At 70.7% G+C, this 22,393-nt stretch carries 20 protein-coding genes and 1 tRNA gene; 7 read left to right on the top strand and 14 right to left on the bottom strand.

All coding sequences use genetic code 11. From position 1 onward, the window contains the following. Nucleotides 1–6: 6 nt before the first annotated feature. From ACFSCV_RS10025 to ACFSCV_RS10010, 4 genes are read right to left on the bottom strand one after another with little or no spacing between them, the layout of a single operon-like run. Nucleotides 7–801 (bottom strand): ATP-binding cassette domain-containing protein, encoded by a 795-nt coding sequence (locus ACFSCV_RS10025; protein WP_378799451.1) that lies wholly within the window; start codon nt 799–801, stop codon nt 7–9. Then, entirely contained in the window at nt 794–2,677 is a 1,884-nt protein-coding gene (locus ACFSCV_RS10020; RefSeq protein WP_378799450.1) for a dipeptide/oligopeptide/nickel ABC transporter permease/ATP-binding protein, read from the bottom strand. The genes ACFSCV_RS10025 and ACFSCV_RS10020 overlap by 8 nt, the downstream gene beginning before the upstream one ends. Then, nucleotides 2,674–3,621 (bottom strand): ABC transporter permease, encoded by a 948-nt coding sequence (locus ACFSCV_RS10015; protein WP_378799449.1) that lies wholly within the window; start codon nt 3,619–3,621, stop codon nt 2,674–2,676. The genes ACFSCV_RS10020 and ACFSCV_RS10015 overlap by 4 nt, the downstream gene beginning before the upstream one ends. Next, complete coding sequence (locus ACFSCV_RS10010; protein ID WP_378799448.1) at nt 3,618–5,192, bottom strand: ABC transporter substrate-binding protein; 1,575 nt, start codon at nt 5,190–5,192, stop codon at nt 3,618–3,620. Before ACFSCV_RS10010 ends, ACFSCV_RS10015 begins: the two co-directional genes overlap by 4 nt. 126 nt (nt 5,193–5,318) lie before the next feature. Between ACFSCV_RS10010 and ACFSCV_RS10005 the strand changes: the two genes are divergently transcribed. Beyond that, nucleotides 5,319–5,394 (top strand) — tRNA-Ile (locus tag ACFSCV_RS10005). Between the two features lie 254 nt (nt 5,395–5,648). Here the strand turns inward: ACFSCV_RS10005 and soxA are convergent. From soxA to ACFSCV_RS09960, 9 genes are all read right to left on the bottom strand, one after another. After that, on the bottom strand, nt 5,649–6,422 hold the full coding sequence (gene soxA / locus ACFSCV_RS10000; RefSeq protein WP_378799446.1) for a sulfur oxidation c-type cytochrome SoxA: 774 nt from the start codon (nt 6,420–6,422) through the stop codon (nt 5,649–5,651). After that, a complete protein-coding gene (gene soxZ / locus ACFSCV_RS09995; RefSeq protein ID WP_378799444.1) occupies nt 6,422–6,742 on the bottom strand; it encodes a thiosulfate oxidation carrier complex protein SoxZ in 321 nt (106 codons plus the stop codon). The genes soxA and soxZ overlap by 1 nt, the downstream gene beginning before the upstream one ends. Continuing rightward, a complete protein-coding gene (locus tag ACFSCV_RS09990; RefSeq protein ID WP_378799443.1) occupies nt 6,739–7,206 on the bottom strand; it encodes a SoxY-related AACIE arm protein in 468 nt (155 codons plus the stop codon). Before ACFSCV_RS09990 ends, soxZ begins: the two co-directional genes overlap by 4 nt. A gap of 2 nt (nt 7,207–7,208) precedes the next feature. Next, nucleotides 7,209–7,631, bottom strand: coding sequence for a sulfur oxidation c-type cytochrome SoxX (gene soxX / locus ACFSCV_RS09985; RefSeq protein WP_378799441.1), 423 nt, complete (start codon nt 7,629–7,631; stop codon nt 7,209–7,211). Continuing rightward, the gene (locus ACFSCV_RS09980; RefSeq protein WP_378799439.1) at nt 7,628–8,869 is read right to left on the bottom strand and encodes an FCSD flavin-binding domain-containing protein; all 1,242 of its coding nucleotides are present in this window, start codon (nt 8,867–8,869) and stop codon (nt 7,628–7,630) included. Before ACFSCV_RS09980 ends, soxX begins: the two co-directional genes overlap by 4 nt. 7 nt (nt 8,870–8,876) lie before the next feature. Beyond that, nucleotides 8,877–9,149: a c-type cytochrome gene (locus tag ACFSCV_RS09975; RefSeq protein ID WP_378799437.1), complete on the bottom strand. Its 273-nt coding sequence runs from the start codon at nt 9,147–9,149 to the stop codon at nt 8,877–8,879. Between the two features lie 41 nt (nt 9,150–9,190). Beyond that, complete coding sequence (locus ACFSCV_RS09970) at nt 9,191–11,392, bottom strand: xanthine dehydrogenase family protein molybdopterin-binding subunit (RefSeq protein ID WP_378799435.1); 2,202 nt, start codon at nt 11,390–11,392, stop codon at nt 9,191–9,193. A gap of 9 nt (nt 11,393–11,401) precedes the next feature. Beyond that, the gene (locus ACFSCV_RS09965) at nt 11,402–11,860 is read right to left on the bottom strand and encodes a (2Fe-2S)-binding protein (RefSeq protein WP_378799434.1); all 459 of its coding nucleotides are present in this window, start codon (nt 11,858–11,860) and stop codon (nt 11,402–11,404) included. A gap of 223 nt (nt 11,861–12,083) precedes the next feature. Further along, the gene (locus tag ACFSCV_RS09960) at nt 12,084–12,731 is read right to left on the bottom strand and encodes a histidine phosphatase family protein (RefSeq protein ID WP_378799432.1); all 648 of its coding nucleotides are present in this window, start codon (nt 12,729–12,731) and stop codon (nt 12,084–12,086) included. Nucleotides 12,732–12,985: 254 nt separating this feature from the next. Between ACFSCV_RS09960 and ACFSCV_RS09955 the strand changes: the two genes are divergently transcribed. The 6 genes from ACFSCV_RS09955 (at nt 12,986) to ACFSCV_RS09930 (ending at nt 21,652) form a co-directional block, all read left to right on the top strand. Continuing rightward, entirely contained in the window at nt 12,986–13,504 is a 519-nt protein-coding gene (locus ACFSCV_RS09955; RefSeq protein ID WP_378799430.1) for an RNA polymerase sigma factor, read from the top strand. Between the two features lie 115 nt (nt 13,505–13,619). Next, a complete protein-coding gene (locus ACFSCV_RS09950; RefSeq protein ID WP_378799428.1) occupies nt 13,620–14,546 on the top strand; it encodes a FecR family protein in 927 nt (308 codons plus the stop codon). Between the two features lie 117 nt (nt 14,547–14,663). After that, nucleotides 14,664–17,312, top strand: a complete 2,649-nt coding sequence (locus ACFSCV_RS09945; RefSeq protein ID WP_378799426.1) for a TonB-dependent receptor — start codon at nt 14,664–14,666, stop codon at nt 17,310–17,312. A 23-nt stretch (nt 17,313–17,335) separates the two neighbouring features. Next, entirely contained in the window at nt 17,336–17,935 is a 600-nt protein-coding gene (locus ACFSCV_RS09940) for a biliverdin-producing heme oxygenase (protein ID WP_378799424.1), read from the top strand. 3 nt (nt 17,936–17,938) lie between these two features. After that, on the top strand, nt 17,939–18,793 hold the full coding sequence (locus tag ACFSCV_RS09935; RefSeq protein ID WP_378799422.1) for an energy transducer TonB family protein: 855 nt from the start codon (nt 17,939–17,941) through the stop codon (nt 18,791–18,793). A 306-nt stretch (nt 18,794–19,099) separates the two neighbouring features. After that, nucleotides 19,100–21,652 carry an HWE histidine kinase domain-containing protein gene (locus ACFSCV_RS09930; protein WP_378799421.1) on the top strand — a complete coding sequence of 851 codons (2,553 nt, stop codon included), beginning with the start codon at nt 19,100–19,102 and terminating at the stop codon, nt 21,650–21,652. A gap of 31 nt (nt 21,653–21,683) precedes the next feature. On the opposite strand, the gene ACFSCV_RS09925 is transcribed toward ACFSCV_RS09930, so the two are convergent. Continuing rightward, the gene (locus tag ACFSCV_RS09925; RefSeq protein WP_378799420.1) at nt 21,684–22,328 is read right to left on the bottom strand and encodes an alpha/beta hydrolase; all 645 of its coding nucleotides are present in this window, start codon (nt 22,326–22,328) and stop codon (nt 21,684–21,686) included. Nucleotides 22,329–22,393 lie beyond the last annotated feature (65 nt).

The following is a 22,393-nucleotide window of genomic DNA, read 5'->3' as shown; positions in this document are numbered from 1 at the left end:
AGCCGCTCAGGTCGCAAAGCGCCGGGCCGCCGTGACGAGGCCCTTGGTGTAGCCGTCGGTGGGCGCGGAGAACACCGTACGGCAGTCGCCCTCCTCGACCACACGTCCGCGCCGCATCACCGCCACGCGGTCGCAGAGCTGCTCGACGACCGCGAGGTCGTGGCTGACGAAGATCATCGCCAGCCCCCGCTCCTCCCGCAGGCGGCGCAGCAGCGCCAGCACCTGGGCCTGCACGGAGACGTCGAGCGCCGAGACCGGCTCGTCGAGCACGACGATGTCGGGCTCCGCGGCCAACGCGCGGGCGATCCCGATCCGCTGGAGCTGGCCGCCGGAAAACTCGTGCGGATGGCGCGACGCGTGATCGGCGCGCAGCCCGACCACCTCTAGCAGTTCGCACACACGCGCCCGGCGGCGTTCCGCGCTCCAGTCGGTCAGGCCGATCATCGGCGCGGCGACGCTGGCGCCCACGATCTTGCGCGGGTTCATCGCGCTCGCCGGGTCCTGGAACACCATCTGCACGCGACGCTGCAGGCGGCGGCGGTCGGCGCCGCGACGCAGGTCCAGCGCCACGCCATCGAGGGCGACCATTCCCTCGCTCGGGATCGCGAGACCGACCAGCATGCGCGACAGCGTCGACTTGCCCGAGCCGGATTCGCCGACGATCCCGAGCGTCTCGCCGCGCGCGAGAGCGAGCGTCACCCCGTCGACCGCCACGAAGCCTTCGCGCGCGCGGCCGAACAGGCGGCGGCCGCCTCCGAACCGGCGCGTCAGCGCGCGCGCCTCGAGCAGCGGATCAGGCATCGGCGAACTCCCGCCAGCGCAGGCACCGCGCCCGCCGCCCTTCGCCCGCCGGCTCCAGCGCGACAGGCGCCGCCCGGCAGGCCTCGATCGCATGCTCGCAGCGGGGCGAGAACGCGCAGCCGTGGGGGATGGCGTCGATCGGCGGCGGCGCGCCTTCAAGCGCGGCGAGCGCCCGGTCCGGTTCGCCCAGCCGCGGCGCACAGCCGATCAGGCGTTTGGCGTAGGGGTGGCGCGGCGCGCGCAGCACCTCGCGGGTCGGGCCCTCCTCGACGATCTCGCCGGCGTACATCACGATCACCCGGTCGCAGAGCGCGGCGACGACGCCGAAGTCATGGCTGACGAACAGCAGCGCCGCGCCCCGCTCTTTCGCGCGCGCTCCCATGAGCTCCAGCACGCGGATCTGGGTCATGGCGTCGAGCGCCGTCGTCGGCTCGTCCGCCACCAGCACGTCCGGCCGGTTCGCGATCGCCATCGCCACGCCGATCCGCTGCCGCTGCCCGCCGGAAAGCTCGTGCGGAAAGGCCCGGGATGCGCGTTCTGGATCTTCCAGCCCAACGTCGGCGATCAGGGCGAGCATGCGGGCGCGAAGGCCCGCCCGGCCCTCCCCCGGCGCAGGCCGCAGCGCCTCGAGGATCTGGTCGCCGACGCGCATGACCGGGTTGAGCGAGGTCAGCGGGTCCTGGAACACATAGGCGACGCGGTCGCCGCGCAGCGCGCGCAAGGGTTCGAAGGCGAGATCGAGCACGTCGTCGCCACGGAATCCGACGCGGCCGGCGACGATCGCGCCCGGCGGCGTCGGCGCAAGCCGGGTCAGCGACAGCGCGGCGACCGACTTGCCGGAGCCGGACTCGCCGACGACCCCGAGCGCTTCGCCGGGTTGGAGCGCGAAGGAGACCCCGCGCACCGCCGCATGCCGGCCCTCGGCCATGTCGAAGGCCGTCGTCAGTCCCCGGACGTCGAGCAGGCCGCCGAGGTCCGAGGCCGGCGCGGCCGAAGCGCGCTCGACCGCCGTGGCGGGCTGGGGCGCGCCGCCGGCCCCCGCCTTGAGCCGCGGATCGAGCAGGTCGCGCAGGCCGTCGCCGAGCAGGTTGAGGCCGATCACCAGCAGGAGGACGACCACGCCCGCGGCTGCGGCCACATGGGGCGCGGCGACCGCGACCTTGCGCCCGTCGCCAAGCATGGAGCCGAGATCGGCCTGCGGCGGCTGCGCGCCGAGCCCCAGGAACGACAGGCCGGCGGTCTCGAGGATCATCCAGCCGATAGTGCTGGCGCAGGCCACGACCAGCAGCGGCGCCACGTTCGGGAGCACTTCGCCCAGCAGGATGCGGAGGTCGGAGAAGCCGGCGAGCCGCGCGGCGTCCACATAGTCCCGCCGCACGACGACGAGCGCCGCGCCGCGGGCGGCGCGCGCGAAGAACGGGACGTTGGCCACCGCGATAGCGAGCGCCGCGTTGACGAGGCCAGGCCCGAGCGCCGCGACGATGGCGAGCGCCAGCAGCAGATAGGGAAACGCCATCAGCACGTCGATCGTCCGCATCAGCGCGCCGTCGACGATGCGCCCGTAATAGGCGGCGACGAGGCCGATCGCGGAGCCCACGAGCGCCGCCGCGGCGGTCGCGCCCACGCCGACCGCGAGGCTGACGCGCAGCCCGTCCAGCACGCGGGCCAACAGGTCGCGGCCGAGATGGTCCGTGCCGAGCGGATGCCCCGGCGACCCCGGCGGGGCGAGCCGGTTGAACGGCGCGGTGAGATCGGGATCGGCGAGCGGCAGCAGCGGCGCCGCGAGCGCCGCCACGACGAGGACGCCGACGATCGCGAGCCCGGCGAGCGTCATCGGCCGCCGCCCGAGCGTGCGGATCACGGAAGCGACGCTCACGCCTTGACTCGCGGATCGAGCGCGGCCTGCAGCAGGTCGGTCGCGATGTTGACCAGCACGTAGAGCGTCGCGATCGCCAGGACGCCGCCCTGCACGAGCAGGATGTCGCGCCGCCCGATCGCTTCCACCAGCATGCGGCCGACGCCCGGCCACTGGAACACCGTCTCCACATAGACCGCGCCGCCGAGCACATAGCCGGCCTGGAGCCCGATCACCGGCGCGATCGTGGCGGCGGCGTTGCGCAGGGCGTGCACGGACGCGACGCGGTCCTCGTCGACGCCCTTGGCGCGCGCCGTGCGGATGAAGTCCTGCCGCAGCACGTCGAGCATGGCGGCCCGCGTCATGCGGCCGAGGATCGCGGTCGCCGCCGCCGCCAGCGTGATCGCGGGCAGGGCGAGATGGCGCAGCAGGTCGACGAGGCCGCCGCCGCCGAACAGCGCGCTCATGCCGCCGGTCGGAAACCAGCCGAGCTCCACCGAGAACAGCAGGACCATCAGGATCGCGAGGAAGAAGGAAGGCGTCGACACGCCGACGAGCAGGGCGAGGCCGATGGTCCGGTCGGCCCAGCCGTTCTGCCGGACGGCGGCCACGACTCCGGCGGAGACCCCGAACAGGACGCTCAGGGAGAGAGCCGCGGCGGCGAGGATCAGCGTCGGGCCGAGCCGGTCCAGCACCTCGTCCAGAACCGGGCGATCGAGCGCGTAGGAGCGGCCGAGATCGCCCGAAAGCACGCCGCCGAGCCAGCCGAGGTAGCGCTGCGGCAGCGGCCGGTCGAGCCCGAGCTCCGCGCTCAGCTTCGCGACGTTTTCCGGACTTGCGTAGGAGCCGAGGATCGCGACGGCCGGATCGCCCGGCACGAGCGCGATCACGAGGAAGACGACGACGGACACGCCGAGGAGCACAGGCGCGCCGAGGGCGAGACGCCGGAGCGCATAAGCCGTCATCGCTTGTCGACCCCGCGCAGGTCGAGCAGGAACGACGGCTCCAGCTCAAAGCCGCGCACGCGGGCGGCCGCGACGGCGTTCTGGCGCCAGGAGGCCACGAAGGCGAAGGGCGCGTCGTCGTGGACCAGCCGGTCGATCGTCCGGTAAAGCGCCGCGCGCCGGTCGGCGTCGATCTCCGCCCGCGCCTGTTCGAGCAGGCGGTCGAGCTCCTCGTTGGCGTAGCCGCCGGCGTTGAAGCCGCCCTTCTCGGGCCCTGCGTCGCCGCGCAGCGCGAGATAGGGCAGCGTGTCCGGATCGTTCGTCATCCACGCCATCTCGGCCATGTCGGCGTCGCCGAGACCGGCGTTGACGCGGGCGAGATAGGCGTTCCACTCGAAGGTCTCGATCTCCACCCGGAGGCCCACGCGGGCGAGATCGGCCTGGATCGCGACCGCCATGGCGATCGGCTCCAGCATCCCCGAGCCGCCTTCGGCCGCGAGCAGCCGCAGCCGCGCGGCCTCCGCGCCGGCCTGCTTCAGCAAGGCGCGGGCGTGGTCCGGATCGTGCGGATAGGGTTTCAGCTCCGGGTCGCTCGCCGGCCCGAAGGCCGCGGGGATCACGCCGGCCGGCGCGTCCGCCGTCCCGCGCAGCAGGCTGTCGGTGATCGCCCGCTTGTCGATGGCGTAGTTCACCGCCCGGCGGACGCGGACGTCCGCGAGCGGCCCGCGCCGGGCGTTCAGCGCGAGGTACCAGAGATGGGGACCTGCGACGCCGTGGATCCGGAACCGCTCCGGGTCGCTCAGGCGCGGCGCCGCGTCCGGCGGCAGCTCGAGCATCAGGTCGAGCCCGCCGGCGAGCATCTCGGCCGCCCGCGCGTCGCCGTCTGCGATCGGCCGGAACACGACCCCGTCGAGCTTGGGCGGCCCTGCCCAATAGGCGTCGTTGCGCGCGAGCTCCACCTGCCGCCCGCTCTCCCAGCGCACGAAACGGAACGGGCCGGAGCCCACCGGCGCCCGCCCGAAGCCGCGGCCGGCGGCCCGCGCCGCGGCGGGCGAGACGATGAAGCCGGCGGGATAGGCGAGGTTCGACAGCAGCGGCGCATAAGGCCGCTCCAGCCGGAAGCGCACGGTCAGCGGAGCGACGGCCTCGACCGCCTTCACCGCCGCGAAGAAGAAGGCGAGCGGAAACGGGCCGGCCTCCGCCTGCGGATGCTCCGGATCGAGCATGCGCCCGAAGGTGTAGGCGACCGCCGCGGCGTCCACCGGCTCGCCGTCGTGGAAGCGCGCGCCGGGCCGCAGATGGAAGGTGTAGGTCAGGCCTCCGTCCGAGATCTCCCAGCGCTCGGCGAGCGCCGGCTCGACCGCGAGCGACCCTTTCCGGAACCGCGTCAGCCCTTCGAACACGCTCGAAATGATACGGAAATCGTTGCTCGCGGTGACCGTCGAAGGGTCGAGCGACCGCGGCTCGCCGGTCTGGCCGACCACGAGCACGCCCTTCGGCCGGTTGTCCGCGTCCGGCGCGGTCGCCGCCAGCGCGGCGAGGCCGAACGCCAGCGCGGCCATCAGCGCCGCGACGCCTCGCCCGATGGTCATGCGCGGCGCGCGCCCCGCGCCGGTGCCTGTCGTCGCCATGACCGTCGATATAGAGGCGAACGCCGCCCCGTCAGGCCCAGATGCCCGGTGACAACGCCCCGCGCGACGGCTTATGACTGCCGGCGGGGGCCTGTAGCTCAATGGTCAGAGCCGGCGGCTCATAACCGCTTGGTTGCAGGTTCGAGTCCTGCCGGGCCCACCACTTCCCTGTTTTTCATTTTGAAGTCTCCTAACGGTCTGGACGCCATTGATATTTTGGCGGTTTCGATAGCCTTCGGTCGAATTTAGTTAAGGCGAGTTCGGTTCGGCGCCAGCAGAGCGCTGCTCGGACATCGATCTGGTCTCGATCAGCGCCGCGGCTTCCCGCGGCGACGTGACGGCCGCTAGAGCTAACGAAAAGACCGGGCACATCACGCAAACTCCTTGCCCCGCGGGGGCCGGTTCACGGGGAACACTTCAGGGGCGGACGGCGGGCGTCTCGAGCGCAAGTCCGGCGGCGCGCTCGGCGAGATAGAGCTCCAGCGCCACGAATTCCGCCGAGCCATAGGCGAAGGGCTCGGCGCGCACGCCGACCATGCAGCCGCGCATGCGCCGCTGCAGCGAGCCGACCGTTTGCCATTCGAGACGATAGATCGGGTAGCCGGTCGGGTGCGCCTGGGTGACGGCGCTGCCGCCCAGCCGCCCGCGCCAGTTGCCGTCGTGGCAGGAAGAGCAGGAGAGATCGAGCTGGCCCATGCGCGTCTGGAACAACCGCTCGCCCTCGGCCCGCGCCGCGTCGAGCCGCGGATCGGCCGGCGGGGCGATGGGCGTTCCGCGCGACTGATGGCCGACATAGGCGCTCAGGCCGAGCAGGTCCTCGCTCTCGCGCGGCAGGCTCGTCGCCTGCTGGCGCGTCGTGCGGCACTGATCGATCTTCCCGGCGAGGTCGAGGGGCGCGCCGCTCGCCGCGTCGAAGGCCGGATAGCGCGCCGCCGCCCCGCGCATCGAGGCCGACGCCTCGCCATGGCAGGAGGCGCAAGACCGCCCCGCGGCGCCCGCCGGCTCGTCCCAGAGGCTCTCACCCTGCAAGACCCACAGCATACCCGGATTGGCGGTGTCGTCGGCCTGCATGGCGCGCGTTTCGGCCGACATGAAGTCGGCGCCTGAGCGGCGCTCGCCTGGCGGCGTCTCCTGCGCGGCGGCTCCGCCGGCGGCGAGCAGGCCGGCGGCGAATGCGAGCCGGAACCGCATCAGCTCACCGCAATTTCGGCGCTCGCCGTCTCGACCTTGCCGTCGTCGTCGGTCCAGCGGAAGGTCAGCGCGCCGCTCCTCGTCGCCACCGTGCTGAACGCGACGAAGGGATTGGCCGACATGGCCGGGTGGAACTCGGCGGCGAACACCTCCTCGCCGTCATAGTCGCAGGCGAAATGGCGGATGATCTTGCGCGGGATCGCCTGGCCGTTCGGCCCCATGCGGTAGCCGGTCTCCATCGGGTGGGCGATCATGGCGCGGATGTCGACGATCTCGCCGGCCTTGGCGGTCTTCGGCGCGCTGACGAGGATGCGGCTCATGACAGATCCTCGATGCAGGCGGCGAGCGTGACGATGACGTCAGCCGAGCTCGACCAGTAGGTCCCGTCGCTCAGTTCGGCGACGGCGATCAGCGTCTGCGAGGTGGCGAGGCGGATGCGGGTGGCGATCCGCGCACGGCCGGCGCGGGGGCCGAGCGTGAACACGGCGACGTCCGCCTGCGGGTTCTTCTCGTTGAACAAGGCGATGCGGCGCACGTGCTCGGCCGCACTCATCGGGCTCTCGACCGACACGGTGACGCCGACCGCATTGCCGTTCTCAACCAGCGGCGGCACGTCGAGCTTCACCTTGCCGGTCTGGACCGGCGCGCCGCCGGTGAAGCCGTTCACGGCTTCCTGCAGCGAGGGGCGGGCGAGCGCGCGGGCTGGCGGCGAAGCGAGCACGAGCAATCCCGCGCCGCCGGCGAGGACCAGATCGCGCCGTCCGATGAGGCCGGTCTTTCTCACATTCATTCCTTCAGGCTCGCGAGATAGGCGACGATGTGCTCGATCTCCTGCTCGACCAATATGGGCCGGCCGCGCCATGCCGCCCCGACCCGCTCGCCGGCTTTCAACGCCGCATAGGTCGGCATCAGGCTGTCCGGGTTGAGGCGCCTCATGTCGGTGACGCGCAGGCGGATCTGGTCCTCCGACAGCCGCGCGCCGACGCCGGAAAGGTCGGGGGCGAGGTCGCCCTGCAGATGCGGATTGGGGAACGGGCCGGAATGGCAGAGCACGCACAGGCTCTTCTGCCGGTCGGCCACGAGCCGCGCGCCCTCGGTCGCGTCGCCCGCCTCGATCCCCGGCGGACGGGCCAGCGTGTCGCCGGCCTGGGCCAGCGCGCAGGTCGGCGCGATAAGGCCGATCACCGCCGCCAGCAGCGGGGCGTTCATCCGAAGGCCTCCTGCGTTATGGTCTCGAACCAGGCCTGAGCATAGACCGCCTCCTGCTCGCGCGCCGAACGCGGCGCGTCGAGCGGGCTGGCGCCGCCGGCGCCCTGCACTTCGGCGAGCAGGCCGTTCGCCGGCTCGTAGACGCCGGCGATGGAGACCGCCTGGTCCGGCGCGATCAGGCTGTAGCAGGTGTTGATCAGCTTCGGGCTTTCCGGCTCCCGCCCGCGCAGCAGGCGCGCGATGGCGGCCGCGCAGGTCTTGGCCTGGGCGTTGGCGGTGAAGGCGGATTTCGGCATGGCGCCGCCGATGGCCGCGTCGCCGATGACGTGGACGTTCGGCGCGAGCCGGGATTCGAACGTCACTGGATCGATCGGGCACCAGCCGGTCTGGTCGGCGACGCCGATCGTGGCGGCGATCGCGCCGGCCCGCTGCGGCGGGATGACATTGGCGACCGCCGCCTTGTGGCTGCCGAACTCGGTGGCGAGCGTGCGGGCGGACGCATCGACCTCGGTGACCCTGCCGCCGAAGGACAGGCTCACCCATTCGACGAGGCCGGGATAGAGTTCGGCCCAGGCCTGTTCGAACAGGCGCTGCTTGGAGAAGGCGTCCTTGGCGTCGAGGATGAGCAACTTGGAGTGCGGCTTGCGGGTCTTGAGGAAATGGGCGACCAGGCTCGCCCGCTCATAGGGGCCGGGCGGGCAGCGAAACGGGTTTGCCGGCGCGGAGATGACGACGAGGCCGCCATCCTCCATCGCCTCCAATTGTCGGCGCAGCAGCAGCGTCTGCTCGCCCGCCTTCCAGGCGTGCGGCAGCAGCTCGGCCGCGGCGGCGTCATAGCCGGGGATGGCGTCGAAGCGCATGTCGACGCCCGGCGCGACGACGAGCCGGTCATAGTCGAGCACGACATCGTCGGCGAGCGCTGCGCGGCGCCGGGCGGCGTCGACCCGCACCACACGCTGCGGCACATGGACGACGCCGCCCGCCTCCAGTCCGCCATAGCCGAAATGCTGGGCGCCGATGTCGCGCAGGCCGGCGATCACCGCATTGCTCATCGGGCAGGCGACGTAGCGCCCGCTCGGCTCGACGAGCGTTACGGCGATACCGTGGTCCTCGCGCTTGAGCGCGCGGGCGAAGCTCGCCCCGGCGAAGCCGCCGCCGACCACCAAGACGCGCGGACCCGTTTGCGCCAGCACCGTCGGCGCGCCGAGCACGGCGGCGCCGGCGGCGAAGCCGCCCAAGAGGCTCCTACGGCTGAGCGGGGGCAGGAGACGCTGCGGCGGCGGCGGCGAAATAGTCGGCGATGGCGCGGATTTCTTCATCGCTGAACCCTTTGGCGATGCGCGACATCACGGTGGACGCGCGCTCGCCGCTGCGGAAGGCCGTCATCTGCGAGACGATCTGCTCCGACGGCTGTCCGTTCAAACTCGGAATCGGCCCGCGCCCGGCGGTCCGCGGATGGCAGCCGGCGCAGGAGGCGGCCCCGCGCGGCGGCGCGGCCTCCGCCGGCGCCGTGGGCATGGCCGCCCACAGCGCCGGCAGCAGTAAAAGCATAAGGCGCATCAGCTCAGTTCGTGGTTCTTGAGCGGCAGCGTACGGTAGCGCTTTCCCGTCGCCGCAAAGAGCGCGTTGAGCACCGCCGGGCCGGCCACCGCGATGGTCGGCTCGCCGACCCCGCCCCAGAAGCCGCCCGAGGGCAGGATGATGGTCTCGACCGCGGGCATCTGCGCGAGGCGCATCACCTCATAGGTGTCGAAGTTCTCCTGCTCCATGCGCCCGCCCTTCACCGTGCACTCGCCATAGAGGCAGGCGGAGAGCCCGTAGACGAAGGAGCCTTCGACCTGCCGCTCGATCTGCGCCGGGTTGACGGCGTGGCCGGGATCGGTGGCGGCGACGATGCGGTGGACGGTGAGCTCGCCATTGGTCACCGACACCTCGGCGGCGGCGGCGACATAGGAGCCGAAGCCCATGATCTGCGCGAGGCCGCGCCCGCGCCCCTGCGCCGGCGGCGTGTCCCAGCCGATGCCCTTGGCGGCGGCCTCCAACACCGCGAGGTGCCTGGGATGGTTCGCCATCAGCCGGCGGCGGAAGGCGAGGGGTTCGACGCCGGCGGCATGCGCCATCTCGTCGATGAAGCATTCGACGTAGATGGCGTTCTGGTTGAGGTTCACCCCGCGCCAGAATCCCGGCGGGATCGGCGGGTTGCGCATGGCGTGGTCGATCAGCAGGTTCGGCACGGTGTAGCCGAAGTGGCCCTCCGGCAAGTTCGCCGTCAGCCCCTGGAACACCACCGGGTCCATGCCGCCCTGCATGCCTTCCGGCCGCACCGCCGCGAGAATGGACTGGCCGGAGATGCGCATATGCATCGCCGTCACATTGCCCTGCGCGTCGAGGGCGGCGGTCAGCTTGGCCTGCGTCGTCGGGTGGTAGTTGCCGTGGAGCATGTCCTCCTCGCGCGACCACAGAAGCTTCACCGGCGTGCCGGGCATCTGCTTGGCGATGCTCACCGCCTGGCGGACATAGTCCTGGAAGTTGCCGCGCCGGCCGAAGCCGCCGCCGAGATGAATCTTGTAGACCTCGCACTGGCCGACCGGCAGGCCGGAGGCTTCCGCCACCGCCGCGAGGCTCGACTCGCCGTTCTGCGTCGGCACCCACACCTCGCACTTCTCGGGCGTGTAGAGCGCCGTCGCGTTCATCGGCTCCATGGTGGCGTGGTTCTGGTAAGGGAAAGCGTAGCTGGCGGTGACGATCCTGCCGCCCGCCGGCGCGCCCTTGGCGAGCTCGGCCTTGGCGTCGCCCTGCCGGTTGCCGACGAAGGCTTCGGCGGCGTCGAGGCCTTCGCGCAGCGTCTCGGCGATCGAGGCGGACGAGAGACCGGCGTTCGGCCCCTCGTTCCAAGTGATGGGGAGCGCGTCGAGCGCGGTCTTGGCGCGCCACCAAGTGTCGGCGACGACGGCGACGGCGGTGTCGTCGACCTTCACCACCTTCTTCACGCCCGGCATCTTCTCGACCGCGGCGGCGTCGAAGCTCGCCACCGTGCCGCCGAAGATCGGGCAGGCCTTGACGGCGGCGTTCAGCATGCCCGGCAACTTGAGGTCGGCGCCGTAGACCTGTTTGCCGGTGAGCTTGTCCACCGTGTCGAGGCGCGCCAGCGGCTTGCCGGCGATCTTCCAGTCCTTCGGATCCTTGAGCTTGACGTCGGCGGGCGGCGTCAGCTTGCCGGCCGCTTCCGCCACCTCGCCGAAGCGCAGCGTGCGCCCGCTCGGGCCGTGGGTGATGACGCTGTTGGCCGCGGAGCATTCGCCCGCCGGCGCGTTCCACTGCGCGGCGGCGGCGGCGATCAGCATCTCGCGCGCGGCTGCGCCGCCCTTGCGGACATAGTCGTGCGAATCCCGGATGCCGCGCGAGCCGCCGGTGGAGTAGCTGCCCCAGACGCGGTTGCGTTTGAGATTCTCTCCCGGCGTGGGGTACTCGGTCGTCACCTTCGACCAGTCGCACTCCAGCTCTTCGGCCACCAACTGGGCGAGGCCGGTGAGCGTGCCCTGGCCCATCTCCGAGCGGGCGACGCGGATGACGACGGCGTCGTCCGGCTTCACCACCACCCAGGCGTTGATCTCAGGCGGCAGGTTCGCCGCCGCGTCCTGAGCCAGCGCGCCGCCCGTGAAGGGGATGTGGAAGCCGAGCGACAGGCCGCCGAGCGCGGCGGCCGAGCCGGCGAGGAAGTTGCGGCGGGATACGTCGGGAACTCTCTGTGCGATCGTCATGTCCGCCCCTCAGCCCGCCTTCTCGTCCGCCGCCATGTGGATGGCGGCGCGGACGCGGTTGTAGGTGCCGCAGCGGCAGATATTGGTGATCTCGGCGTTGATGTCCTCGTCGCTCGGCCGCGGATTGGTCTCCAGGAGGCTGGCGACGGCCATGATCATGCCGGTCTGGCAGTAGCCGCATTGCGGCACGTCGAGCGCCAGCCACGCCTTCTGCACCGGATGGGAGCCGTCGGGCGAGAGCCCCTCGATCGTGACGATCTTCTGGCTTTCCTCGATGGAAGACACCGGCGTGACGCAGGAGCGAGTCGCCACGCCGTCGATGTGCACGGTGCAGGCGCCGCACTGGGCGATGCCGCAGCCGAACTTCGTGCCCGTCATGCCGAGCTGCTCGCGCAGAACCCACAGGAGCGGCGTGTCGGGTTCGGCCTCGACCTCCTCGACGCGGCCGTTAACGGTCAATCGAGTCATGGCTGAACCTCCCTTTGAACCCGGTGCGACGGGACCGCAGGCTAGGTTCGCGCTGTCGCAGAACCATGCCCTCCGCAAAAAAAGATGTCGCGAAACGTGTCAGGCGCCGCCTTTGACAAGAATTGATACAGTTCCAGTCTGCGAGCGCGGCCCGGCGACCGGAGGGCGGCATTGGGAAGCCGTGGCGGCGCCGAGCCCGACTTCCGCCAGCACATCGCAACCGTCAAATTCCGGAGAAATGGGCCACGTCCCCGACGGAGAGCACCGCGCGGTTGCGGAAAAAATCGTCCTGCCTGAGCCGGGTTATGCTTCCCGATTTAACGGGGAAAGACACGAAACCTGCCGCGTCGATAGGGATTTTCATCCATGCCGCGACGACCATGCTAAGCGTAAGGCCGTGCGTCACGATGATCTGTGTCTCGCACCGACGTCCGACAATTTCATCGACAAAAGGAAACACTCGCTTTGCGACGTCGCGTCGTGTCTCGGCGCCTTCAATACCGCAGTCATGGTCGAGCCGATTGTCATCCGGCGCCGGAGCATAACGTGAATCCAGCCATTCCTGGGGTTTGCCGCCTGCGACCCCGTAGTTGATTTCCCGCAGGGCCGAGGTCTCCCGCGTCGTCTGAGCCAAACGCTTGGCGATTGCAGCCGCAGTCTGAGACGCACGTCGCAGGTCAGAACTGTAGATTTCGACGTCACCTGGACGGATCATTGTCGCAAGGCGTTCGGCGACGGTATCCGCCTCTCGCAAGCCGCGATCGGTCAAGTCGCTGTCGTACCAACCTCCAACCTTGTTCTCCAGGTGATGGGTGGCCTCGGTGTGGGTCACCACGAAGATCTCTTTCACGGCAGCCAAACCTTCACGCATCCGCCCGTCCGCTTTGCTCCTGTCCTCGATCAAAGCGGACTGTCAACGAACCACCCGGAAGAGGCCATACGCGCAGTGGCGGGTGAGGTTGTTTGCGAACCGCGGACGACCGGTGAGGCTTGGCGCGGGACAGCGGAGCGGAACGGGCGGCCCCACAGTCGCTTTAGAAAAAGTATAAAGTACTGAATTTGCTTAGTAATTTTGAATTTGCATGGTAGGCGTCAAGCGCCCTGTTGACGAATGCTGGATCGGTCATGCGCCGCTGGAACCTCGAGGCGCTGTTTCGCCAAAGCGCCAAGGCGATAAGCTATGGCCTCGTGCGGCGCGGATTGTCGCCGGACGCGGCCAGCGACGTCGTCCAGGACGCCTTCGTGCGCCTCATGACCGCTTCGACCGGCGAGACGCCGCACGCGCGCCAGGACGATCGGCCGGAGGGCTATCTCGCCACGGTCGCCCGCAACCTCGCGCTCGACGCGGCCCGGCGGGAGCGCATCGCGCCGTTCGCCTCCATTCCGCCGGAGGCGCTGGCGCTTGCGGCGGATCCGGAGCCCTCGCCCGAGCGACGCCTGGACGACCGGCAGCGCCTCGCGCTTGCGATGGCGGCCCTCGACGAACTGCCGGAGCGCACCCGCCGGGCTTTCGAGCTCAACCGCATGCAGGGCCTCAGCCTCGCCGAGGTCGGGCGCGAGCTCGGCCTCTCCACCTCCCGGGCCGGAGCGCTGGTGAAGGAGGCTTACGCCCGCCTTCGCGACAGGGCCTCCAACGGCGCGTGATCGCCGTCTTTCGACGCGTCGAAACGGGAAATACGCATTCTTCGCTCGTTCTCGTTAGTGTAAGTGACCGGGCGGCGCCGTGCGCGCCTGAGGCCTTGAGCGAGCCGGATCGAGGATGGCGGAGCGACCGCGGGACGACGACGGCCTTTGGAGCGAGGCGCTTGATCTGCTGCTCCGGCTTCAGGCCGATCCCGACAATCCTGTCGCGCGCGAGACCGCGGAGCGGTGGCTCGCGCGCAGCGGGGACCACCGCCGGGTCTGGGCCGAAGCGATCCGCCTGCACGAGCTCGGAGGCAAGGCGCTCGCCGCCCGCAGCGCGCCGCAGCCTCGCGCCCTGTCGCGCCGCCGCGTGCTTGCCGGCGGCGGAGCGGCGCTCGCGGCCGGGGCCATCGGGGCCGTCGTTCTCCCCGGCGCCATCGTCCGGGCGCGCGCCGACGTGACGACCGGCGTCGCGGAGCGCCGTCAGGTCACCCTGCCGGACGGATCGCCGGCGGAGCTCGGCCCCGAGACCGCGCTGCGCTACGGTTTCTCCGAGACCCGCCGGTCGGTCGAGCTGCTCCGCGGCATGGCCTATTTCGAGCCCGCCGCCGGCGCCCGGTCCTTCGTCGCCGCCGCGGCCGGGGTCAAGGCATCGACCGCGGGCGCGGCTTTCGAGATCCGGGAAGAGGCGGGCGTCGTCACCGTCGCCGTGGAGCGTGGGCTGGTCGAGGCGCCCGCCGCCCTCCGCCTCGGACCGGGAGAGTGGTGCGCGCTGGGCGCCGACGGCCGCGTGGAGCGGGGGCGGACGCCCGTCGACCGGATCGCCGCCTGGCGCCAGGGGCTGATCTTCGCGGACAGCGACACCCTGGCCTCCGTCGCCGCGCGTGTGGCGCGCTGGAGCGCCGCGCGCGTGGTCATCGCGGACACGACCCTCGGCGGCGAGCGGATCAGCGGCGTGTTCGACCCGGCCTCGCCGCTCGACGCGCTCGCCGCGGCGGTCGCGCCGCTCGGCGGATCGGCGCGCGCCGTCACCCCCTGGCTCGTTGTGCTGTCCCGCTTCTGAGCCGGCGGAGCTCATTCACGCAGGAAATTCCGAAGCGCCGTTCGTTCTCGAAAGCGGGGACGGATCGGACGCAGGCGCGCCGGTCCGTCGAGCGATCAGTCATCGGGGACGACGGGCGTGACATCGGGACATCGGAACGGACGGGACGTCGCTGCGCGCCTCGCGGCGAGCTTGCTGGCGGGGGCGGCGCTGGTGGCCCCCATGGACGCCAAGGCGCAGGGCGCGCCCGAACGTCCGTTCGCGATCCCGGCCGGCCGTCTCGGCGACGCGCTTGCTTCTTACGGGCGCCAGGCCGGTCTTCAGCTCGCCTACCGGCCCGATCTCGCCGCCGGCAAGACCACCGCCGGTCTGACCGGCGCCGCGACCCCGGACGCAGCCTTGCGCCGGCTGCTCGCCGGGACGGGGCTAACCTATCAGCTCACATCGGCCCGGACGGCCGTCATCACATCTTCGGCGGCCTCCGCGGACGACGCCCCCGACGCCGACGGCTCGCTGGTGCTCAATCCCATCCAGGTGACGGGCGCTGGAGGGGTCGCGCCGGCGGACGCGCCTTACGTGACGCCGGCGCCGACCGCGCACATTTCAGCCGAGACGATCGAGCGGTTCCGCGGCTCGAGCCCCGCCGACATCTTCCGCGGCACGCCCGGCGTGATGTCTGGCGAGGCCCGCAACGGCGCGGGGTCGATCGACGTGAACATCCGCGGCATGCAGGGCATGGGCCGCGTCGCGGTGACCGTGGACGGCGCGGAGAACGCGGTGACCGTCTATCAGGGATATCAGGGCGTCTCGAACCGCACCTTCGTGGATCCGGATCTGCTCGCGAGCGTCGACATCCTGAAGGGTGCGGACGTCGCGTCGTTCGGAACCGCCGGCACGGTCTCCATGCGGACGCTGGACGCCGGCGACATCGTCCAGGAAGGACGTGACTACGGCGTCCGGGTGAAGGGCGGCTTCGGGACCAACACCACCAAGCCGAACGCCGGCTCCGTCGCCGGCTACGGCTGGCCGAGACTGCCCGGCTCGACGGTCACGACGCCGTCGTCGGACGGCATGGATCGCCCTGCCTTCCTGGAGCCCGCCAGCGGCTCCGGCAGCGCGGTGGCGGCCGTCAAGCAGGAGAATTACGACCTTGTCGCCGGCTTCGCCTATCGCAAGCAGGGCAATTACTTCGCGGGCGAGAACGGTCCCGGCGCGAAGCCCGTCAACGTCGGGCCGCGCCGAATCTGCAACTCCGTCGGTTACTGCCAGGACTGGCCTGAGTATGTGGAGAACGGCGGCATCGCGAACTACCGCAAGGGCGAGGAGGTGCTGAACACCCAGCTCGAAACGATGTCCTGGATCGCGAAGGGCACGCTTCGCTTCGGCGACGGGCAGAGCCTGCAGCTCGGCTACACCGGCTTCCGCGGGGAAGCGGGCGACCGCATCGCCTCGCGCCTGACCGACGACCGCGGGCAGGCGGTCCAGCAGGCGCAGACCTCCGGCTCCGACCTCGACACCGGGACGCTGCGCTACCGCTGGAACCCTGACGACAACGACCTGATCAACCTCAAGGCGAACCTGTGGTGGAGCCGGCTTGATCTGCGCAATCCGCTGCGCACCGGGTTCCTGCCGCCGAAGAAGGGTGATTTCCGCGCCGGATCGAACACGGACATGTGGGGGTCGGAAGTGACCAACACCTCGGTTCTGCCGTTGTCGTCCTTCGGATCCGTGGACGTCACCTATGGGCTTTCCTACCGCGGCGAGGACACGCGGCCGAGCCCCGGGACGCGTGAGGCGGAGACTTGGCTCGACTACCGCGACGGGCGTCGGCACGAAGGCGCAGGCTTCGTGAAGTCCGCCTGGAAGCCGCTCGATTGGCTGACGTTCAACGGGGGCCTGCGCTACTCGCATTTCTGGTCGGAGGACCGGAACGACCCTTACCTCCCTCGAGACTACGACTATGACGCGAAGCTGAGCGACGGCGGCTTCAGCCCGTCGGTCGGCGTGACGGTGGAGCCGATCAAGGGCGCGCAGCTTTTCGTGAACTACTCGAGCGCGCTGCGCGCGCCGAGCATCATGGAATCGGTGTCGGCGTTCACCATGGGGGTCAATGCGGCAGTGAAGCCCGAGCGGTCCCGAAACTGGGAGGTCGGCGCCAACCTCGTCCGTGACGGCCTTTTCGCGGACGGCGACAAGGGCATGGTCAAGCTCAGCTACTTCAACTGGGACGTGAAGGATTACATCTCGCGCGAATGGCGTCAGGCCCCCGAAGGGTGGTGGGGCATGCAGATCCACAACATCGATCGTGCGCGATTCTCGGGCCTGGAGTTCTCCGGCAAGTATGAAGTGCACGATTTCACCGCGGAGCTCACCGCGAACTACTATCTGAACGTCGAGTTCTGTCGCACCGCCGGCGCATGCGGGGAGAAGTCGCTCTACGCCGACTACTCCACGAACCAAGTGCCGCCCGAGTATTCACTGTCGCTGACGGCGTCCCAGAAGTTCTGGGAGACGCTCACGGTCGGCGGCCGTCTGTCCCATGTCGGGCCGCGCGCCATCGGCCATGGCGACGCCACGGCCCAGGGTGCGAGCACGTTCATCGCGCTGGTGGACTGGAAAGCCTACACGCTCGTGGACGTTTTCGCGCAATACAAGATCAACAAGTATCTGACCGCGGATTTCCGCGTCGAGAACCTCACCGACAAATACTACGTCGACCCGTTAGGGCTCGTCCTGCAGCCGGGTCCCGGCCGGACCTTCTACGCGTCGATGACGGCGACGTTCTGACGTCGGCGCAAGGGAGATCAGAGATGACGGCAATAGATCTGTCGCGACCCGCGGAGGGTCTCTCGAAACGGCTGAAAGCGGACACCGCCGCGCAGCACGAGGAACTGGACGCCGCGATCATGGCGGGGCGGCCGTTCGTGAACCTCGACCTCTATGGCCGGTTCCTCGACGTGCAGCGCGCCTTCCACCGGGACATCGACGCGGTCTACGGCGACCTGGAACTGATCCGGCTCCTTCCGGGCCTGCCTGCGCTCCGGCGTCTGCCCCTGATCGTTCAGGACCTGGCCGATCTCGGTCTGCCGCCCCGGGAGGATGCCGACGCTCCCGCCTTCGTCCATGGCGAGAGCCGCGACATCGCCGAGGCGCTCGGCTGGCTCTACGTGGCGGAGGGCTCCAATCTGGGCGCGGCGTTCCTGCTCAAGCAGGCGGCGAGGCTTGGCCTGTCCGAAAGCTTCGGCGCGCGGCATCTGGCGCCCGCGGCCGAGGGGCGGGGCCTGAGCTGGCGCACATTCGCCGCAGCGCTCGACGCCGCCCCGCTCGACGCCTCCGGAACCGCGCGCGCCGTAAGCGGCGCGCAGGCCGCCTTCGCCCGCATCCGAGGCCGGGTGGCGAAAGCCTTCTGAGCCATGGGTCGGACGGCTTCGATCGGAGCCAGTGCGAGCGACCACGGCGTCCTGCGCTGGACGGGGGCCGCGCTCTGCGTCGTCGCCCTCCACGCCGGCGCCGCGTGGTGGGCCTTGAGCTCTCCGCCGATCGCCCTGCCTTCGGGTCCGCCGCCGGCGGTCATGATCGACCTTGCGCCCTTGCCCGAGGCGATCGCGACCGACGCCGAGCAGTCCGCGCCGGACGAAGTGTTCGCGGAGGCCGCCGAGGCGGCGACCGCCTCGCGGTCGGACGCGGTCCCCGACGCCGCGGAGACGGAGGAGCTCGAAGAGGTCGCGGAGGCGTCGGCCGAAGACGCTGTCGAGCCGGACCTGCTGGAGCTCGAGACGGTCGAGGTCCCGCTGCCCACGGGGCGGCCGGATATCCCCGTAACCGCCGAAGCGCCGGCGCCGCGCCCAAAGCCCAAAAGGCCGCGGGCGCAGCCGTCGGCTCCGAGCGCGCCGCGCCAGGCCTCCGCCGACCGGCAGCAGGCGAGCGCGCCGGTCGCGCTGTCGGACCGCACCGCCGCCTCCGCAAGCGCCTCAGGCGCCGCCGGCGAAAGCCCCGTGACATGGCAGGCGCGGCTGATGGCGCATCTGGAGCGGCGCAAGCTCTATCCCTCCGCCGCCCGCGCCCGCGGCGAGACGGGGACCGCCTATGTCCGGTTCCGCATCGACGGCGAGGGCAACGTGTTGTCGGTCTCGCTCGTGCGGTCGTCGGGTCATTCCGAGCTCGACCAGGCCGTGCTGGCGCTCGTCCGGCGCGCCTCGCCCGTGCCCTCGCCGCCGCCGCAGGCCCGACGGACGATCACGGCTCCCGTGCAGTTCAGCGTCCGTTGAGACGCGACCCCACCCGACGGCGCCACCAGCCGCAGAGGGCGATCCCAGGCCGCCCGTTCGGCGAGGACTTGGTCCGGGGCCTCTCCGTCGAGACCGTCCACAGCCCCCCTCCTTAGTGCTGGCCAGGAGCCGGCCGGCGCGGCCGGCGGCGGGGGTGCCGGCGTGATCCGCGATCATGACGTCCCGCGTATGGATGGCGCGGAGGCGGTTCGCCGGCCACAGAACGGCACTGGCCGAACGGACAAATCACTCCATCTTCCGCTGCTTCCGATTGTCCGATCGCCCCGGCCCCGTCTCGCAGGTTTCATGAACGCCCCTGACGTCGACCTCACGAACTGCGACCGCGAACCCATCCACCTGCTCGGCGCGATCCAGCCGATCGGCTTTCTGCTCGCGCTCACCCTCGACTGGATCATCGCCCGCGCTTCGGACAACGTCGCAGAGCTGCTCGGCGGCGACGACGGCGACCTCATCGGCCGGCCGCTCGACGAGATCTTTCTGCCCGAGGCCATCCACAGTCTTCGCAACCGGCTGACCACGCTTCGCGGGCCGAACGCGGTCGACAAGGTGTTCGACACCAGGCTCACCGACCGCGCCGGGCCGTTCGACGTCGGGATCCATCTGTCCGGCGGGCAGATCGTCATTGAGGCGCAGCCGGCGGCCGCAAGGCATGGCGACACCACAAGCCTCGTGCGCGCCATGATCGCGCGGCTCGAGATGGTCAACGACGCGTCGGCCTTCTACACCGAGGGCGCGCGTCAGATTCGGGCCCTCACCGGCTTCGACCGGGTCATGGTCTATCGGTTCGCGGAAAACGGCTCGGGCGAGGTGGTCGCCGAGACGTGCAAGCCGGGGATCGGATCGTTCAAGGGCCTGCACTACCCCGCGAGCGACATTCCCGCTCAGGCCCGCGAGCTCTACAAGCGCAACCTGCTGCGCGTCATCGCGGACGTGGACGCGACCCCGGTCGCCATCCAGCCCGCGCGCGACGAGAAGGGCCGGACGCTCGACCTCTCGCTGTCGATCCTGCGGTCGGTGTCGCCGATCCACATCGAGTATCTCAAGAACATGGGGGTGCGCGCCTCCATGTCGATCTCGATCCTCGTCGACGGCGAGCTCTGGGGGCTGTTCGCCTGCCATCACTATTCGCCGAAGTCGCCGAGCTTCGAGGTCCGGTCGGTCTGCGAGCTGTTCGTCCAGATGTACTCGATGCGGCTCGAGGGCCGCGAGCGCAAGGAGGTGATGGCTTACGAGCGGCAGGCGCGCGACGTCTCCGACCAGCTTCTCGGCGCGGTCGCGACGAACGAGATGCTGCTCAAGGACCCGGAATGGCTCGCCGGCGTGCTGACCCACGTCATTCCGGCCGAGGGCGTGGGCGTGTGGATCAACGGCGCCTACGCCTTTTCCGGCGTGACCCCTTCAACCGACGCGTTCACCCGCATCGTGCGGACGCTCAACACCACGGCCGCCGGCCGGGTGTTCGCCACCGACCACATCGCCTCGCTCGTTCCCGGCGCCGAGGAGTTCGCGGACAAGGCGGCGGGCATGCTCGCGATCCCGATATCCCGGTCGCCACGGGACTACGTCATCCTGTTCCGCGGCGAGATGGAGCGCTCCGTCCGCTGGGCCGGCGATCCCCACAAGCCGGTGACCTATGGCCCGAACGGGCCGCGCCTGACGCCCCGTGAGAGCTTCGCGGAGTGGATGCAGCTCGTGAAAGGACACAGTCGGCCCTTCACGCCCCCGGAAATCCGGGTGGCAGAGACCCTGCGAGCCACGCTGATCGAGGTCGTGCTCCGTCTCGCCGGCGAGGCCAGCGCCGAACGCGACCGGGCGGCCCGCAAGCAGGAGCTGCTGATCGCCGAGCTCAACCACCGCGTCCGCAACATTCTCGGCGTGATCCGCGGCCTGATCCGGCAGGCCAAACCGTCCTCGGACAGGATCGAGGACTTCGTCAGCCTTGTCGACGGCCGCATCCACGCGCTGGCGCGGGCGCACAACCAGATCACCGACGATCATTGGGGCCCGGCGCCCATCCGCGCCCTGATCGACGCGGAGGCGCAGGCGTTCCTGGACGCCGCCGACAACGGCGTGCACGTTTCGGGCGAGCCGGTGATGCTGAACCCGCAGGCCTATTCCACGATGGCGCTGGTCGTGCACGAGCTGATCACGAACTCGACCAAGTACGGCAGCCTGTCGGACGGCGGCCACGTCGACATCTCGTGGTCCCGCACCGAGGACGGCGGCCTCTCGTTCGAGTGGCGCGAGCGCGGCGGACCGCCGGTCGAGCCTCCGACCCGCAAGGGGTTCGGCACCACGATCATCGGGCGTTCGGTTCCGTACGACCTCGGCGGGCAGGCCGACGTCGACTATGCGAAGGACGGCCTGACGGCGCGGTTCCTGATCCCCGCGCGCCACGTCTCGGACAGGGCGGGCCCGCCTGCGCCCATCGCTATCCGGTATCCCCGTCATTCGCCGTCGCATCCGACGAACGCCCCGGCGGCGTTCCTCGCCGGCCACAACGCGCTGCTTGTGGAGGACAGCCTCATCATCGCGCTCGACGCCGAGGACATCCTTGGCCGGCTCGGCGCAGAGGTCGCAACGGCATCGACGGTGGAGGGCGCGCTCGATCTGATCGACGCCAAGCCCCCGACCGTCGCCGTGCTGGACATCAACCTCGGGGACCAGACCAGCTTCACCGTCGCCGATCGCCTCGACGAGCTCGATGTGCCGTTCCTGTTCGCGACGGGCTATGGCGAGCAGGCGATGCTGCCGGCGGAGCATCAGCATCGCACGGTGATCCAGAAGCCCTACACGATCGAGGGCGTCGCCCGGGTGCTGCAGGACCTGATCGTCTGAGGAACGGGCGGGCGCCCCCGCCCGCTCAGGATCATGCCCCCAGCGTTTCGGGCCGGCTCGCCTCGCGCGCGTACCAGTCCGTCGCGAACTGGACGTCAAGGTTGGTGACGCCGTGGCTGGTCGGCAGGACTCGATGCTCGACCGGGCCGCCGGCCTCCTCGAGCATCGCGGCGAGGCGGGCGGCGTTGGCGGCGGGAACGATCGGGTCGCGCTCGCCCGAGACCAGCAGCGCCGGCGTCGGGACGCGCGCCGCCGCGGCGGGCGTCTCGAGCGGAACCATCCCGCGCAGCATGATCGCGCCGGACAGGACGCCCGGATGCAGCAGCCGCACAGCGGCCGCAATGTTCGCGCCGTTCGAGAAGCCGAGAGCGACCGGCGCGCCGATCCCGTAGGCGGCCCGCGCCTCGCCCACGAAGCTGGCGAGGTCGCCGGCCCTGCGGCGGAGGTCAGCCTCGTCGAACACGCCTTCGGCCAGCCGCCGGAAGAAGCGCGGCATGCCGTTCTCGAGAACCTGGCCTCTGGGCGATAGCAGGGCCGCGCCCGGCGCGACCGCCGCCCCGAGCCCGATCAGGTCGGTCTCGTCACCGCCCGTGCCATGAAGAAGCAGCACGGGGGGCAGGCCTGCGACGGTCGCGGGACGGAACAGATGGACGAAGGACAGCTCACGCGCGGCCATGGCGAAGCTCCATGAAGTCTGGTCTGGGGTCTAAGGGGAGCCGCCTGCGTCCCGTCGGGGGCGCA

The organism is Methylopila henanensis (assembly GCF_042681025.1).
GTDB classification, from domain to species: domain Bacteria; phylum Pseudomonadota; class Alphaproteobacteria; order Rhizobiales; family Methylopilaceae; genus Methylopila; species Methylopila henanensis.
The sequence above is the reverse complement of the archived record's forward strand: the minus strand, read 5'-3'. Positions and strand labels throughout refer to the sequence as shown.

Coding starts and splice junctions, on each gene's coding strand:
- ACFSCV_RS10025 (WP_378799451.1), bottom strand. CDS start 801: ATGCCTGATCCGCTGCTCGAGGCGCGCGCGCTGACGCGCCGGTTCGGA.
- ACFSCV_RS10015 (WP_378799449.1), bottom strand. CDS start 3,621: ATGACGGCTTATGCGCTCCGGCGTCTCGCCCTCGGCGCGCCTGTGCTC.
- ACFSCV_RS10010 (WP_378799448.1), bottom strand. CDS start 5,192: ATGACCATCGGGCGAGGCGTCGCGGCGCTGATGGCCGCGCTGGCGTTC.
- soxA (WP_378799446.1), bottom strand. CDS start 6,422: ATGCGGTTCCGGCTCGCATTCGCCGCCGGCCTGCTCGCCGCCGGCGGA.
- soxZ (WP_378799444.1), bottom strand. CDS start 6,742: ATGAGCCGCATCCTCGTCAGCGCGCCGAAGACCGCCAAGGCCGGCGAG.
- soxX (WP_378799441.1), bottom strand. CDS start 7,631: ATGAACGCCCCGCTGCTGGCGGCGGTGATCGGCCTTATCGCGCCGACC.
- ACFSCV_RS09975 (WP_378799437.1), bottom strand. CDS start 9,149: ATGCCCACGGCGCCGGCGGAGGCCGCGCCGCCGCGCGGGGCCGCCTCC.
- ACFSCV_RS09970 (WP_378799435.1), bottom strand. CDS start 11,392: ATGACGATCGCACAGAGAGTTCCCGACGTATCCCGCCGCAACTTCCTC.
- ACFSCV_RS09965 (WP_378799434.1), bottom strand. CDS start 11,860: ATGACTCGATTGACCGTTAACGGCCGCGTCGAGGAGGTCGAGGCCGAA.
- ACFSCV_RS09960 (WP_378799432.1), bottom strand. CDS start 12,731: ATGCGTGAAGGTTTGGCTGCCGTGAAAGAGATCTTCGTGGTGACCCAC.
- ACFSCV_RS09955 (WP_378799430.1), top strand. CDS start 12,986: ATGCGCCGCTGGAACCTCGAGGCGCTGTTTCGCCAAAGCGCCAAGGCG.
- ACFSCV_RS09950 (WP_378799428.1), top strand. CDS start 13,620: ATGGCGGAGCGACCGCGGGACGACGACGGCCTTTGGAGCGAGGCGCTT.
- ACFSCV_RS09940 (WP_378799424.1), top strand. CDS start 17,336: ATGACGGCAATAGATCTGTCGCGACCCGCGGAGGGTCTCTCGAAACGG.
- ACFSCV_RS09935 (WP_378799422.1), top strand. CDS start 17,939: ATGGGTCGGACGGCTTCGATCGGAGCCAGTGCGAGCGACCACGGCGTC.
- ACFSCV_RS09930 (WP_378799421.1), top strand. CDS start 19,100: ATGAACGCCCCTGACGTCGACCTCACGAACTGCGACCGCGAACCCATC.
- ACFSCV_RS09925 (WP_378799420.1), bottom strand. CDS start 22,328: ATGGCCGCGCGTGAGCTGTCCTTCGTCCATCTGTTCCGTCCCGCGACC.